Origin of the sequence: Pseudomonas sp. B2021, assembly GCF_018135665.1 — a bacterium.
Taxonomy (GTDB): Bacteria; Pseudomonadota; Gammaproteobacteria; order Pseudomonadales; family Pseudomonadaceae; genus Aquipseudomonas; species Aquipseudomonas lactis.
The window spans coordinates 4,863,979-4,877,397 of record NZ_SMOF01000001.1 but is presented as its reverse complement, the minus strand read 5'-3'; the positions used below and the strand labels follow the sequence as shown (position 1 = coordinate 4,877,397).

Below are 13,419 nucleotides of genomic sequence, written 5' to 3'. Positions count from 1 at the left end.
ACAAGCGTGCTCAAACCACTAACCGAATGTCATTTTTTCGTGAAAAGTGTGATGAACCTGTAAAAACCGCATAAGCACGGGGGTTTTACGCCATTTGGGTTGGGCTTGACGCCAGGGTGTTACCCCGGTTCGGTGGTACCTGAATCCTGTACCTGGGTAAAACGTTACCGGTTGACCCTTATCAGTGGGTAATCGGCGGATCCCTTTGAGGCACAGGTGGGTCATTTTGGTGCATTCCGTTGAGGCCCGGCCTAGCGTTGCTCTGCTGGGTTACTGCCTCTAAAGGGTGCATTCTTTTGCCCGGCTGCCTCAAGGCCGCCAGCATTGCCCGTGAAGCCTTGGGCATTCGAAGGTATGCTGGGCGCCTGTTACCGACCTGCCGAACGGAGTGCCCACGTGTTCGCCTTAGATCAACGCCTGCAACAAGATACCTTGGCCATTGGGGACTTCCCGCTCTGCCGCCTGCTGCTGTCCAATGACGCCAATTACCCCTGGTTCATTCTGGTGCCACGCATCGACGGTATCAGCGAAGTGTTTCAACTGGATGTCGCAGATCAACAAACCTTGTGGCAAGAAACGACAGCCCTGGCGCAGCTGCTTAACGAGGGGCTGGCGGCTGACAAGATGAACATCGGCGCGCTGGGTAACGTGGTCAGCCAGTTGCACGTGCACGTGATTGTGCGCAAGCGCGATGACGCCGCCTGGCCAGCCCCGGTGTGGGGCAAGCACCCGGCCCGGCCCTATACGCAAGAGCAATTGGCCGCGATTCGTACCCGACTGCGCGAGCTATTGCCTGCCGACTTCATCTTTACCCAGGACTGAGCCATGGACCTGCAAGAACGCGTCACCGACCTGGAAAGCCGCCTGGCCTTCCAGGACGACACCATTGAAACCCTCAATGACATCCTGGTTGCCCAGCAGCGGGCCGTCGAACGCTTGCAATTGCAGATGACTGCACTGCTCAAGCGCCAGGAAGAAATGGGCGGGCAGTTTGAGTCATCCGAAGAAGAAGCGCCTCCGCCCCACTATTGAATGCGCACGCAATAAAAAAACCGCGACCCAGCCAAGGCTGAATCGCGGTTTTTTTTTGCTGCGAAGGCTGGGGAATCAGCGACGCGGCAGGGCAGCGATGACGTCTTCGGCTTGCAGGCCCTTGTCACGGTTCATCACCGAGAACTCCACGCGCTGGCCTTCGACCAGGACGCGATGGCCTTCGCCACGAATGGCTCGGAAGTGGACGAAGATATCGTCGCCCGAGTCGCGGGAAATGAAGCCGAAGCCCTTGGAGGTGTTGAACCACTTGACGGTCCCGGTATCCCGGTTGGTCATGTCATAGTTTTGCGACGCGGCCGCTGGAGACGAGCGGTAGAAGCTGATGGCCAGGTGAAGAACGATGGCGACCACAGCAATCACCAGGCTGAGCAGGATGGCCGGATGGCCCCCAACTTCAGGCATGGGCGCCAGGAGGGTGAGGGTTTGTACGACAACAGTCAGCACCAGCAGCGCACTGACCAGGTTTTGCAGTTGATGACGCGTGCCTTTGTTCCAGTAAGGGATTACCGGTGCGAGCGTCAGGTTAAGAAGGCCGAACAAGGCCAGGTACAGGGCGTCGTGTTGTTCCAGATAGGGCAGGCTTTCAGGCTGCAGGCTCGGAATAAAGGACAGCAGCAACGCTGCAACGCCCGTTAGCAGGTGGACGATTTTCAACATTTTGGTTAACTCACGTTAAGACGGATCACAAGGAAGAGCTGACTGGCACGGTTCGCTTCTGAACAATGGGAGGCGTTGAGCACGTGCGCGGGTATCAGCCTATGTGACGTGCCGCAGGAATAAACGGCAGCCACACCGCGTCTATTTAACAGCAAAGGCTGTGCCTACTCAAATCAAGCATTTCGGGGTGTTGCCACGGCCACGGCATTTCTGCGTCAAACGCTTGTCCTAGACAGGTGCGGGATTTTTCATTGGCATGCCCAGACTCTTCCCACAGGTAAACAGGCTTGCCAAGTCAGATCCCGCAGGCGGTGCGGGGCGATTTGCCGCATGTCGCCCGGGTGTGCCGGGCTGCACATGACGCACTCTCTTGTTAGAGTGGAGCTGCACCTGATCAATGAATGCTCGTCAATTGAAGGGGAAACACATGGCAATCGATATTGGTATCAGTGAAGAAGACCGTAAATCCATCGTCGACGGACTTTCCCGCCTGCTTTCCGATACCTATGTTCTGTATCTGAAGACCCACAATTTCCATTGGAACGTCACAGGCCCCATGTTTCGTACGCTGCACCTGATGTTCGAGGAGCAGTACAACGAGCTGGCGCTGGCAGTGGACTCCATTGCCGAGCGTATCCGTGCCCTGGGCTTCCCGGCGCCGGGTGCCTATTCGATTTACGCCCGCCTGTCTTCCATCAAGGAAGAAGAGGGTGTGCCGAGCGCCGAAGAGATGATCAAGCAGTTGGTGGCCGGCCAGGAAGCGGTCACGCGTACCGCGCGAGGCATCTTCCCATTGCTCGACAAAGTCAGTGATGAGCCGACGGCAGACCTCTTGACCCAGCGTATGCAGGTTCACGAGAAAACCGCGTGGATGCTGCGCTCCCTGCTCGAAAACCAGTAACGGTTAAACCCAGGCGGCGCCTTTTGGGCGCTGCCTGCTGGTTTCCCTGCGCTTCCTGGCGTTGTCCTACGACTAACTACTCCCCGTCTTCTGGCTGCTCTGCGCTGGCTGCTGTTTTATAGGCCCATCGTCCAATGGGAGAAACCTGTTGGCTGCTGTTTGGCAATGGAGTGTCAGGTGTATGTCACGTGGAGTGGGTAAGGGAGTGATGGAAGCCTGTGGTTTTCACAAGATAAAAGTTGACCCTTTTTCGAAGGGGTTTGATATGGGACTGGCCAAGCCACTGTCCCGGTCGGTCAGGCTCAATGGGTTTTCTACCTGCCTGCGGCTTGAACAGATCTATTGGAACATCCTGACGGAAATCGCCAGGCTCAATACCTGTTCGGTCAGTGCGTTGTTGTCCTATGTCGATCGGGAAGTGCATTTGCGTTACGGAGGCGTAAAGAACTTCAGCGGGCTGGTGAGGGTGGTGTGCGTGGTTCATGTGCTCAAAGGCCGGGGCGCGCTCACGACGGGAGACACGCTCAAGCAGTAGTCCGGTGGTCGGCCCGTCATCCCGGCGGGCCGGGCCCTGGGCACAAAGCCGGCTGCGCTGTGTTGATTTACCAGATATAATCCCGCGCTTTGCTGCGCATGCCGGGCTTTATGCACAGGGCAGGGCGTGGCGCTGTAACGATCTGATCGCCGAGACATCTCCATGCCCATGTACGACTATCAATGCGCTTCCTGTGGTCATCAGTTGGAAGCCATTCAGAAGATCAGCGCCGCGCCGCTGGTCGATTGCCCTGCCTGCCAGGCACCTGAGTTGAAGAAGATGTTGTCCATGCCGGGCTTCCGCCTGAGCGGCAGCGGCTGGTACGAGACCGATTTCAAGACCGGCGCCAAGAAGAACCTGGCGGGCGGCGACAAAGCAGACTGAGTTGAACTCTACGCGCAGGCTCCTGCATTATCCGTCCCCTGCTTAACTGTACGGTGACGAGGCAGGCCTGCCACCGAATTTCGAATTACGAGAAGTGAAACCACGACCATGATGCGCAGCCACTATTGCGGCCAACTGAACGAGACCCTGGAAGGTCAGGAAATCACCCTTTGCGGATGGGTTCACCGTCGCCGCGACCACGGCGGGGTGATCTTCCTCGACATCCGTGACCGTGATGGTCTGGCCCAGGTGGTGTTCGACCCGGACCGCGCCGAGAGTTTCGCCGCCGCCGACCGCGTGCGCAGCGAGTACGTGGTGAAAATCACCGGCAAGGTACGCCTGCGTCCGGCCGGTGCTGTGAACAAGAACATGGCGTCCGGCGGCATCGAAGTGCTGGGCTACGAGCTGGAAGTGCTGAACGAGTCGGAAACCCCGCCGTTCCCACTTAACGAATACTCCGACGTAGGCGAAGAAACCCGCCTGCGCTACCGCTTCCTGGACCTGCGTCGTCCGGAAATGGCCGAGAAGCTGCGCCTGCGTTCGCGCATGACCACCAGCATCCGCCGCTTCCTCGACGAAAACGGCTTCCTGGACGTCGAAACGCCGATCCTCACCCGGGCCACCCCGGAAGGCGCGCGTGACTACCTGGTACCGAGCCGCACCCACGCCGGCAGCTTCTTCGCCCTGCCGCAATCGCCGCAGTTGTTCAAGCAACTGCTGATGGTGGCCGGCTTCGACCGTTACTACCAGATCGCCAAGTGCTTCCGTGACGAAGACCTGCGCGCTGACCGCCAGCCGGAATTCACCCAGATCGACATCGAGACCAGCTTCCTCGATGAAACAGAGATCATGGGCCTGACCGAGCAGATGATCCGCAACCTGTTCAAGGAAGTGCTGGGCCTGGAGTTCGGCGAATTCCCGCACATGACCTTCGAAGAAGCCATGCGCCGCTACGGTTCCGACAAGCCAGACCTGCGTAACCCGCTGGAACTGGTGGACGTGGCCGACCAGCTCAAGGATGTCGACTTCAAGGTGTTCAGCGGCCCGGCCAACGACCCGAAATGCCGTATCGCCGCCCTGCGCGTGCCTGGCGGCGCGAGCATGCCGCGCAAGCAGATCGACGACTACACCAAGTTCGTCGGCATCTACGGTGCCAAGGGCCTGGCGTACATCAAGGTCAACGAGCGCGCCAACGGTGTCGACGGCCTGCAATCGCCGATCGTGAAAAACATCCCTGAGGCCAACCTGAACACGATCCTTGATCGCGTCGGTGCGGTTGACGGCGACATCGTGTTCTTCGGCGCCGACAAGGCCAAGATCGTCAGCGAAGCCCTGGGCGCGCTGCGTATCAAGCTGGGTCACGACCTGAACCTGCTGACCTGCGAATGGGCGCCGATGTGGGTTGTGGACTTCCCGATGTTCGAAGAGAACGACGACGGCAGCTTTAGCGCCTTGCACCACCCGTTCACCGCGCCGAAGTGCTCCCCGCAGGAGCTGGAAGCCAACCCGGCCGGCGCGCTGTCCCGTGCCTACGACATGGTGCTCAACGGTACTGAACTGGGTGGCGGCTCGATCCGTATCCACCGCAAAGAGATGCAACAAGCGGTCTTCCGCCTGCTGGGCATCAACGAAGCGGAACAGGAAGAGAAATTCGGCTTCCTGCTCGACGCCCTGAAATACGGCGCGCCGCCGCACGGTGGCTTGGCGTTCGGTCTGGACCGTCTGGTGATGCTGATGACCGGCGCCCAGTCGATCCGTGAAGTGATCGCCTTCCCGAAAACCCAGAGCGCTGCGGACGTCATGACCCAGGCGCCGGGTGTGGTGGATGCCAAGGCCTTGCGCGAGTTGCACATCCGCCTGCGCGAGACGCCGAAGGCTGAGTAAGGCTGCTGCGTGAAAGCGCGATAAAGTGGTAGGCAGTCAAAAAGGCGCATCTTCGGATGCGCCTTTGCGTTTAAAAGAGGGAAATCTCGCCTGGGGCGGGATTGATAAGGTTTCTAGAGAATTCGGAGTTGTGTTATGGCTGGCCATTCCAAGTGGGCGAACATCAAGCACCGCAAAGAGCGTCAGGATGCCAAGAAAGGCAAGATCTTCACCAAGTGGATTCGCGAACTGACTGTCGCGGCCCGCCAGGGTGGCGGTGATCCGGGCTCCAACCCGCGTCTGCGCCTCGCGCTGGACAAGGCGTTGGGCGCGAACATGAGCCGCGACATCATTGACCGCGCCGTGGCCCGTGGTGCCGGTGCGGCCGATACCGACGATATGGTCGAGCTGACCTATGAAGGCTATGGCCCGGGCGGCGTGGCGGTGATGGTCGAATGCATGACCGACAACCGCAACCGTACAGCGGCAGCCGTACGTCATGCGTTCAGCAAGTGCGGTGGTAATCTCGGCACGGATGGTTCGGTGGCCTACCTGTTCGAGCGCAAGGGGCAGATCACCTTCGCACCGGGCGCCGATGAAGACTCGCTGATGGAAGCTGCGATGGAAGCGGATGCCGATGACGTCGTGACCAACGAAGACGGCTCCATCGACGTGTTTACCTCGTTCGCCAGCTTCTACGCCGTGCGTAACGCCCTGGAAACCGCTGGTTTCAGTGGCACCGACGCGGAGATCGTGATGCTGCCGACCACCAGTGCCGAACTGGACCTGGACGGTGCGCAAAAGGTGCTGAAGCTGCTGGACATGCTTGAAGACCTGGATGATGTGCAGAATGTGTATTCGAATGCCGACATTCCTGAGTCTGTGGCCGAACAGCTCACTTAAGAACGATGAATATCCACTGTGGGAGCTGGCTTGCCTGCGATAGCATCACCTCGATTTGACAGACGCACCGAGGTGCCCGCATCGCAGGCAAGCCAGCTCCCTCAGGGGTTCTATGCTGTTACACAAATGTGTGCCTGGCACATACCGTTGTAAATCCAACCCGCAGGCGTTATGACTTTAATCCTAGGTATCGACCCCGGTTCGCGCATCACCGGTTTTGGCGTGGTGCAGCAGACCCCGCGCGGCTGCGTGTACGTCGCCTCGGGTTGCATCCGCACCGGTGCCGGCGAGCTGGCCGAACGGCTGCAGATCGTTTATCGCGGCGTGCGTGAAGTCATCCAGACCTACGGCCCGGTCACCATGGGCATTGAAAAAGTGTTCATGGCCAAGAATGCCGACTCGGCGTTGAAGCTCGGCCAAGCCCGTGGCGCCGCCATCGTGGCGGGTGCCGAGGAGGGCATGGAAATCGCTGAATACACCGCGACCCAGGTCAAGCAGGCCGTGGTCGGCACCGGTGGCGCCAACAAGGAGCAGGTGCAGATGATGGTCATGCACATGCTCAAGCTCACTTCCAAGCCGCAGATCGACGCCTCGGACGCCCTGGCCATCGCCATTTGCCATGCCCATACCCGCTCCAGCCTGTTGCCTCACGGCTTGGGCACAGCACGTAGTCGTGGCGGGCGCCTGCGTCTCTGATAGCATCAGCGCAATCGTTATTTTTGCGGTCAGGCCTTGAACTGACCCCCAAGCTTTAAGGATCTGAACCGTGATTGGACGCTTGCGCGGCACCCTGGCTGAGAAACAGCCGCCGCACCTGATTCTGGATGTGAATGGGTTGGGTTATGAGCTGGAAGTGCCCATGACCACCTTGTATCGCCTGCCGTCCGTCGGCGAGCCGATAACCTTGCACACTCATTTAGTGGTGCGCGAAGACGCGCAACTGCTCTATGGTTTCATCGGCAAGCGCGACCGCGATTTCTTCCGCGAGCTGATTCGTCTCAATGGCGTGGGGCCCAAACTGGCCCTGGCCTTGATGTCGAGCCTGGAAGTGGATGAGTTGGTGCGTGCCGTGTCCGCCCAAGACACCTCGGCTCTGACCAAGGTGCCGGGGGTCGGCAAGAAAACCGCCGAGCGCTTGTTGGTGGAACTCAAAGACCGCTTCAAAGCCTGGGAAGTGGTGCCGAGCATGTTCGCCCTGGTACCGAACCAGCCGGATATGCCAGCGGCCCAAGTCGCCAGCGCGGAAAGCGATGCGGTCAATGCGCTGATCTCCCTGGGCTACAAGCCCCAGGAGGCCAGCAAGGCCGTATCGGCCATCAAGGACAAGAACCTGAGCGCTGAAGACATGATTCGCCGTGCCCTGAAGGGAATGATTTAAGTGATTGAAGCCGATCGTCTGATCGCGGCCACCGGCCCGCGTGACCGTGAAGAAGTCCAGGACCGGGCCATCCGCCCCCTGAGCCTGGCCGAATACATCGGCCAGCCTACCGTGCGCGAGCAGATGGAGCTGTTTATCCAGGCCGCGCGCGGGCGCAGTGAGTCCCTGGACCACACCCTGATCTTCGGCCCGCCGGGGTTGGGCAAGACCACCCTGGCCAATATCATCGCCCAGGAAATGGGCGTGTCGATCAAGTCCACCTCCGGCCCGGTGCTGGAGCGGCCGGGCGACCTGGCAGCGCTGCTGACCAATCTTGAACCCCATGACGTGCTGTTTATCGACGAAATCCATCGCTTGTCGCCGATTGTGGAGGAAGTGCTGTACCCCGCCATGGAAGACTTCCAGCTCGACATCATGATCGGCGAAGGCCCGGCGGCCCGCTCGATCAAGCTCGACCTGCCGCCATTCACCCTGGTGGGCGCGACCACCCGTGCGGGCATGCTGACCAACCCGCTGCGAGACCGTTTCGGCATTGTTCAACGTCTAGAGTTCTATAGCACCGCCGATCTGGCGACCATTGTCAGCCGTTCGGCGAGTATCCTTGGCTTGCCTCTGGACCCGGAAGGCGCCTTTGAAATCGCTCGACGTGCTCGTGGCACGCCGCGAATCGCCAACCGCCTGCTGCGCCGCGTGCGCGATTTTGCCGAGGTGCGTGCCAAGGGCCACATCACCAAGGCGGTGGCGGACCTGGCGTTGAACCTGTTGGATGTGGACGAGCATGGCTTCGATCACCAGGATCGGCGCCTACTTTTGACCATGATCGAGAAATTCGACGGTGGCCCGGTCGGCGTAGACAGCCTGGCCGCGGCCATCAGTGAAGAGCGCCATACCATTGAGGATGTGCTGGAGCCGTACCTGATCCAGCAGGGCTACATCATGCGAACCCCGCGGGGCAGGGTGGTGACACGCCATGCTTACCTGCACTTTGGGCTAAACATTCCGTCACGATTGGGAGAGATGCCCGTGGTAGACGAATTCCTCGATGCAGTAGACGATTAAAAAGCTTACGCCGGACGATTTATCCGAGCTTTGTGCTGTCCCAGTGTCTGGCGTCGTCATTTGAAAGCGTTCAGGAATGAAAAAACAGTTGCCCAGCCAATTGGCAACCTGAGGAGTAAGCACTAGAGTATGCGCGCGCAAAACGGGGATCAGTCGTTCGCACATCGCTGTCGCGTTTATTACGAGGACACCGATGCCGGCGGCATCGTTTATTACGTCAATTACCTGAAATTCATGGAACGGGCTCGAACCGAGCGGCTGCGGGAGTTGGGTTTTGCCCAGTCCGAGCTTGTAGGCGAGGACCTGTTATTCGTCGTGCATTCCAGCGAGGCGCGTTACCACGCACCGGCGCGACTGGACGACGAATTGCTGGTCAGTGCCGAAGTCATCGAATTGAACCGTGCCAGCCTGCGTTTCAAACAGCAGGTCAGGCGGGCCACGGATGCAACGCTGCTCTGTGAGGGGCAGTTCCTGGTGGCGTGTGTGCGCACCAACAGCTTGAAACCTCGGGCCATTCCCGAAACTCTACGCGCGGCCTTTGCCGCCGTGAGCGGCGCGGGTCAACAATCAAAGCAGGAGATTTAGCGTGGAACCTACCGTCGTCGACCATTCCTCCATGTGGAGCCTGGTCAGCAATGCCAGTGTCGTGGTTCAACTGGTCATGCTGACCCTGGTAGCCGCATCGGTTACCTCTTGGGTCATGATTTTTCAGCGCAGCAACATGCTGCGTGCCGGTCGACGTGCCTTGGAGAGCTTTGAAGAGCGCTTCTGGTCGGGTATCGACCTGTCCAAGCTGTACCGCCAGGCCGGCAGCAACCCGGACCCGGACTCGGGCGTCGAGCAGATCTTCCGTGCCGGCTTCAAGGAATTCTCCCGTCTGCGCCAGCAGCCTGGTGTAGACCCGGAAGCGGTGATGGAAGGCGTGGCCCGTGCCATGCGCGTTGCCATCTCCCGCGAAGAAGAGAAACTTGAGCAGGGCCTGCCGTTCCTCGCCACCGTGGGTTCCGTGAGCCCATACATCGGCCTGTTCGGTACCGTATGGGGCATCATGAACTCCTTCCGCGGCCTGGCCCAGGCGCAGCAAGCCACACTGGCCACCGTGGCCCCGGGTATTGCCGAAGCCCTGATCGCCACCGCGATCGGCCTGTTCGCCGCTATCCCCGCAGTAATCGCCTACAACCGTTTTGCCGCCACCAGCGAAACCTTGATCGGCCGTTACTACACCTTCGCCGATGAATTCCAGGCGATCCTGCACCGTAAAGTGCACACCAGCGAAGAATAAGCAGGTAATTCCAATGGCTTTAATCGCTCGAGCTCGCAAAAAGCGCAAGCCGGTCGCCGAGATGAACGTAGTGCCCTACATCGACGTGATGCTGGTACTGCTGGTGATCTTCATGGTGACCGCGCCGATGCTCAACCAGGGCGTGAAGGTTGATCTGCCCAAGGTTTCCAGTGAAGCCTTGCCGCAGGACAACAACACTCAGGTCCTGACCATTTCGATCAAGGCTGACAAGACCTATTACTGGAACCTTGGCAGCGAAGTCGACACGCAAAAGCAGCAGGACAAGGCCCTGACCTTGCCTGCAATGACCGATGCGGTGACCAAGATCATTCGCTCCGGCAACGAAGGCGGCAAGCACACCCAGGTGTTTATCCGGGGTGACAAATCGGTCGACTACGGCTCCGTCATGGGCGCCATGGGCGGGCTGCAGAAGGCCGGCGTCGGTAACGTTGGCTTGATTACCGAGGCGCCCTGATGCAGCAACAGCGAGAGCCGTCCGCCTCGGAAAGCTACTTCTGGCCTGGCGTGTGGGCAATTGCCCTGCACGTCCTGGTGTTCGGCATGCTGTTCGTCAGCTTTGCCATGACCCCGGACCTGCCGCCAGCCAAGCCGATCGTGCAGGCGACCCTGTATCAGCTGAAATCGAAAAGTCAGGCCACCACCCAGACCAATCAGAAGATTGCGGGTGAGGCCCAGAAGTCGGCCGCGCGCCAGACTGAAGTCGAGCAGATGGAACAGAAGAAGGTCGAGCAGGAAGCGGTGAAGGCTGCTGCGGAACAAAAGAAAGAAGAGGCGGCTCAAAAGGCCGAGGAATCGAAAAAGGCTGACGAAGCCAAGAAGGCCGACGAGGCGAAAAAGGCTGATGAAGCCAAGAAAGCCGAGAAAGCTGCCGAAGCGAAAAAGGCCGAAGAGAAACAATTGGCTGATATAGCCAAGAAGAAATCGGAAGAAGAAGCCAAGAAGGCTGCCGAAGAAGAGGCCAAGAAAAAGGCCGCTGAAGAAGCCAAGAAAAAGATAGTCGAAGACGCGAAGAAGAAAGCCGCCGAAGACGCCAAGAAAAAAGCTGAAGCAGACGAGGCGAAGAAGAAAGTCGCCGACGAAGCGAAGAAGAAAGCTGCCGCCGACGCCTCCAAGAAAAAGGCCCAGGAAGCAGCACGCAAATCCGCCGAAGAGAAAAAGGCCCAGGCCCTGGCAGATTTGCTTTCCGACACGCCGCAGCGTCAGCAAGCCTTGGCCGATGAGCGTGGCGATGAAGTCGCGGGCAGTTTCGACGACCTGATTCGGGCGCGGGCAGCGGAAGGCTGGACACGTCCACCTTCGGCACGTAAAGGCATGACAGTAGTGCTGCAGATCGGCATGTTGCCGGACGGTACGGTGACTTCGGTCAGCGTGGCCAAGTCCAGTGGTGACGGTTCGTTCGACAGTTCGGCGGTTGCCGCGGTCAAGAATATTGGCCGGTTGACCGAGATGCAGGGAATGAAACCAAGTGACTTCGCTCCCTATCGTTCATTCAAGATGACATTCACACCTGAGGATCTAGCCTTGTGAGAAACCTTCTTCGAGGAATGCTTGTCGTTATTTGCTGTATGGCAGGGATAGCGGCGGCGGATGAAAAGAACATCCTGGTAACCAGCGGCAGTGATCGGGCCACCCCGATTGCAGTCGTGCCGTTCGGTTGGCAGGGCGGCAGCGTGCTGCCGGACGACATGGCCCAGATCGTCAGCGACGACCTGCGTAACTCCGGTTACTACGCGCCGATTCCAAAAGGCAACATGATCAGCCAGCCAACCCAGGCCAGCGAAGTCATCTTCCGTGACTGGAAGGCGGTCGGTGCCCAGTACCTGATGGTCGGCAGCATCACGCCGGCCGGCGGTCGCCTGCAGATCCAGTACACGTTGTTCAACGTGGCCACCGAGCAGCAGGTTCTGACCGGCAGCGTATCGGGTACCGCCGAGCAACTGCGCGACATGGCTCACTACATCTCGGACCAGTCGTTTGAAAAACTCACCGGTATCAAAGGGGCGTTCTCGACGCGCCTGCTGTATGTGACGGCTGAGCGTTTCTCTGTAGACAATACCCGCTACACCCTGCAGCGTTCGGACTACGACGGCGCACGTGCAGTGACCTTGCTGCAGTCCCGCGAGCCAATCCTGTCGCCTCGCTTTGCGCCAGACGGCAAGCGTATTGCCTACGTATCGTTCGAACAGCGTCGCCCGCGCATCTTTGTGCAGCACATCGATACTGGCCGTCGTGAGCAGATCACCAACTTCGAAGGCCTCAACGGTGCGCCAGCCTGGTCGCCGGATGGTTCGCGCCTGGCTTTCGTGCTGTCCAAGGACGGCAACCCGGATATCTACGTGATGAACATGGCCTCGCGTCAGCTCTCGCGTGTGACCAGCGGCCCGGGCATCAACACCGAACCGTTCTGGGGTAAGGATGGTTCGACCATCTACTTCACCTCCGACCGTGGCGGCAAGCCTCAGGTCTACAAGGCAAATGTGAACGGCGGCGGTGCGGAACGTGTGACCTTTATTGGTAACTACAACGCCAACCCCAAGCTTTCGGCCGATGAAAAGACGTTGGTGATGATTCACCGTCAGGATGGTTTCACTAATTTCCGGGTTGCGGCCCAGGATTTGCAGCGCGGAACCGTAAAAATCCTTACAGATACCAACCTTGATGAGTCAGCCACTGTTGCGCCCAACGGCACCATGGTAATCTACGCCACCCGCCAGCAGGGCCGGGGAGTCTTGATGCTCGTGTCCATCAATGGACGCGTAAGGCTCCCACTTCCTACCGCACAAGGCGAAGTCAGAGAACCATCCTGGTCCCCTTACCTGAACTGACGCGGCGCTACAAAAAGAAGTACTTAACACACTGGGGTTCATTAGGAGTTTCACGATGGAAATGCTGAAGTTTGGTAAGTTTGCTGCTCTGGCTCTGGCTCTGTCCGTAGCCGTTGGTTGCTCCTCTAAAGGCGGCGACAATGCCGGTGAAGGCGCAGCTGTTGATCCAAACGCTGGTTACGGCGCCAACACTGGTGCGGTCGACGGCTCCCTGAGCGAAGAAGCTGCTCTGCGCGCTATCACCACTTTCTACTTCGAATACGACAGTTCGGACCTGAAGCCAGAAGCCATGCGCGCTCTGGACGTTCACGCCAAGGACCTGAAAGCTAACGGCGCTCGCGTTGTTCTGGAAGGTAACACTGACGCCCGTGGTACTCGTGAGTACAACATGGCACTGGGCGAGCGTCGTGCGAAAGCCGTTCAGCGCTACCTGGTACTGCAAGGTGTTGCTCCAGGCCAACTGGAACTGGTTTCCTACGGTAAAGAGCGTCCAGTTGCAACTGGCAACGACGAACAGTCGTGGGCTCAGAACCGTCGCGTCGAACTGCGTAAGTAATT

At 59.1% G+C, this 13,419-nt stretch carries 17 protein-coding genes; 16 read left to right on the top strand and 1 reads right to left on the bottom strand.

Annotated elements, in window-relative coordinates; translation table 11 throughout:
• Positions 1–396 precede the first annotated feature (396 nt).
• Entirely contained in the window at positions 397–822 is a 426-nt protein-coding gene (locus tag E1K68_RS21985) for an HIT domain-containing protein (protein WP_003193877.1), read from the top strand.
• Positions 823–825: 3 nt separating this feature from the next.
• Entirely contained in the window at positions 826–1,032 is a 207-nt protein-coding gene (locus E1K68_RS21980; RefSeq protein WP_003193876.1) for a SlyX family protein, read from the top strand.
• Between the two features lie 75 nt (positions 1,033–1,107).
• Here E1K68_RS21980 and E1K68_RS28095 read toward each other — a convergent pair whose 3' ends face one another.
• Complete coding sequence (locus E1K68_RS28095) at positions 1,108–1,710, bottom strand: cold-shock protein (protein WP_003193875.1); 603 nt, start codon at positions 1,708–1,710, stop codon at positions 1,108–1,110.
• A gap of 427 nt (positions 1,711–2,137) precedes the next feature.
• Here E1K68_RS28095 and E1K68_RS21970 point away from each other — a divergent pair, with 427 nt between their 5' ends.
• The 14 genes from E1K68_RS21970 to pal all read left to right on the top strand — a co-directional run bounded on the left by E1K68_RS21970 (position 2,138) and on the right by pal (position 13,417).
• The gene (locus E1K68_RS21970) at positions 2,138–2,611 is read left to right on the top strand and encodes a Dps family protein (protein ID WP_003193874.1); all 474 of its coding nucleotides are present in this window, start codon (positions 2,138–2,140) and stop codon (positions 2,609–2,611) included.
• A gap of 181 nt (positions 2,612–2,792) precedes the next feature.
• A complete protein-coding gene (locus E1K68_RS21965; RefSeq protein WP_032900853.1) occupies positions 2,793–3,146 on the top strand; it encodes a ribbon-helix-helix domain-containing protein in 354 nt (117 codons plus the stop codon).
• Positions 3,147–3,308: 162 nt separating this feature from the next.
• On the top strand, positions 3,309–3,530 hold the full coding sequence (locus E1K68_RS21960; protein ID WP_003193872.1) for a zinc ribbon domain-containing protein: 222 nt from the start codon (positions 3,309–3,311) through the stop codon (positions 3,528–3,530).
• Between the two features lie 108 nt (positions 3,531–3,638).
• On the top strand, positions 3,639–5,414 hold the full coding sequence (gene aspS, locus E1K68_RS21955) for an aspartate--tRNA ligase (protein ID WP_032895509.1): 1,776 nt from the start codon (positions 3,639–3,641) through the stop codon (positions 5,412–5,414).
• A gap of 135 nt (positions 5,415–5,549) precedes the next feature.
• Positions 5,550–6,296, top strand: coding sequence for a YebC/PmpR family DNA-binding transcriptional regulator (locus E1K68_RS21950; RefSeq protein ID WP_212614653.1), 747 nt, complete (start codon positions 5,550–5,552; stop codon positions 6,294–6,296).
• Between the two features lie 171 nt (positions 6,297–6,467).
• Positions 6,468–6,992 (top strand): crossover junction endodeoxyribonuclease RuvC, encoded by a 525-nt coding sequence (ruvC, locus tag E1K68_RS21945; RefSeq protein WP_003193869.1) that lies wholly within the window; start codon positions 6,468–6,470, stop codon positions 6,990–6,992.
• Positions 6,993–7,062: 70 nt separating this feature from the next.
• Positions 7,063–7,674 (top strand): Holliday junction branch migration protein RuvA, encoded by a 612-nt coding sequence (ruvA, locus tag E1K68_RS21940; protein WP_003193868.1) that lies wholly within the window; start codon positions 7,063–7,065, stop codon positions 7,672–7,674.
• Positions 7,675–8,733, top strand: a complete 1,059-nt coding sequence (ruvB, locus tag E1K68_RS21935; protein ID WP_003193867.1) for a Holliday junction branch migration DNA helicase RuvB — start codon at positions 7,675–7,677, stop codon at positions 8,731–8,733. It abuts the gene before it with no gap.
• Between the two features lie 129 nt (positions 8,734–8,862).
• Positions 8,863–9,318: a tol-pal system-associated acyl-CoA thioesterase gene (gene ybgC, locus E1K68_RS21930; RefSeq protein ID WP_003193866.1), complete on the top strand. Its 456-nt coding sequence runs from the start codon at positions 8,863–8,865 to the stop codon at positions 9,316–9,318.
• 1 nt (position 9,319) lies between these two features.
• Complete coding sequence (gene tolQ, locus E1K68_RS21925; protein ID WP_003193865.1) at positions 9,320–10,015, top strand: protein TolQ; 696 nt, start codon at positions 9,320–9,322, stop codon at positions 10,013–10,015.
• Between the two features lie 22 nt (positions 10,016–10,037).
• Positions 10,038–10,490 (top strand): protein TolR, encoded by a 453-nt coding sequence (gene tolR, locus E1K68_RS21920; RefSeq protein ID WP_161793227.1) that lies wholly within the window; start codon positions 10,038–10,040, stop codon positions 10,488–10,490.
• Positions 10,490–11,563, top strand: a complete 1,074-nt coding sequence (tolA, locus tag E1K68_RS21915) for a cell envelope integrity protein TolA (RefSeq protein ID WP_003193863.1) — start codon at positions 10,490–10,492, stop codon at positions 11,561–11,563. The genes tolR and tolA overlap by 1 nt, the downstream gene beginning before the upstream one ends.
• Positions 11,564–11,580: 17 nt before the next feature.
• Complete coding sequence (gene tolB / locus E1K68_RS21910; RefSeq protein ID WP_032874245.1) at positions 11,581–12,861, top strand: Tol-Pal system beta propeller repeat protein TolB; 1,281 nt, start codon at positions 11,581–11,583, stop codon at positions 12,859–12,861.
• A gap of 55 nt (positions 12,862–12,916) precedes the next feature.
• Positions 12,917–13,417, top strand: coding sequence for a peptidoglycan-associated lipoprotein Pal (gene pal / locus E1K68_RS21905; RefSeq protein ID WP_003193861.1), 501 nt, complete (start codon positions 12,917–12,919; stop codon positions 13,415–13,417).
• Positions 13,418–13,419 lie beyond the last annotated feature (2 nt).

What these genes read in the sequence shown, in the direction of transcription:
- ruvC (WP_003193869.1), top strand. Translation starts at nt 6,468, where the DNA reads ATGACTTTAATCCTAGGTATCGACCCCGGTTCGCGCATCACCGGTTTT.
- E1K68_RS28095 (WP_003193875.1), bottom strand. Translation starts at nt 1,710, where the DNA reads ATGTTGAAAATCGTCCACCTGCTAACGGGCGTTGCAGCGTTGCTGCTG.
- E1K68_RS21950 (WP_212614653.1), top strand. Translation starts at nt 5,550, where the DNA reads ATGGCTGGCCATTCCAAGTGGGCGAACATCAAGCACCGCAAAGAGCGT.
- tolB (WP_032874245.1), top strand. Translation starts at nt 11,581, where the DNA reads ATGCTTGTCGTTATTTGCTGTATGGCAGGGATAGCGGCGGCGGATGAA.
- E1K68_RS21970 (WP_003193874.1), top strand. Translation starts at nt 2,138, where the DNA reads ATGGCAATCGATATTGGTATCAGTGAAGAAGACCGTAAATCCATCGTC.
- E1K68_RS21965 (WP_032900853.1), top strand. Translation starts at nt 2,793, where the DNA reads ATGTCACGTGGAGTGGGTAAGGGAGTGATGGAAGCCTGTGGTTTTCAC.
- aspS (WP_032895509.1), top strand. Translation starts at nt 3,639, where the DNA reads ATGATGCGCAGCCACTATTGCGGCCAACTGAACGAGACCCTGGAAGGT.
- E1K68_RS21980 (WP_003193876.1), top strand. Translation starts at nt 826, where the DNA reads ATGGACCTGCAAGAACGCGTCACCGACCTGGAAAGCCGCCTGGCCTTC.
- tolA (WP_003193863.1), top strand. Translation starts at nt 10,490, where the DNA reads ATGCAGCAACAGCGAGAGCCGTCCGCCTCGGAAAGCTACTTCTGGCCT.
- ybgC (WP_003193866.1), top strand. Translation starts at nt 8,863, where the DNA reads ATGCGCGCGCAAAACGGGGATCAGTCGTTCGCACATCGCTGTCGCGTT.
- E1K68_RS21960 (WP_003193872.1), top strand. Translation starts at nt 3,309, where the DNA reads ATGCCCATGTACGACTATCAATGCGCTTCCTGTGGTCATCAGTTGGAA.
- pal (WP_003193861.1), top strand. Translation starts at nt 12,917, where the DNA reads ATGGAAATGCTGAAGTTTGGTAAGTTTGCTGCTCTGGCTCTGGCTCTG.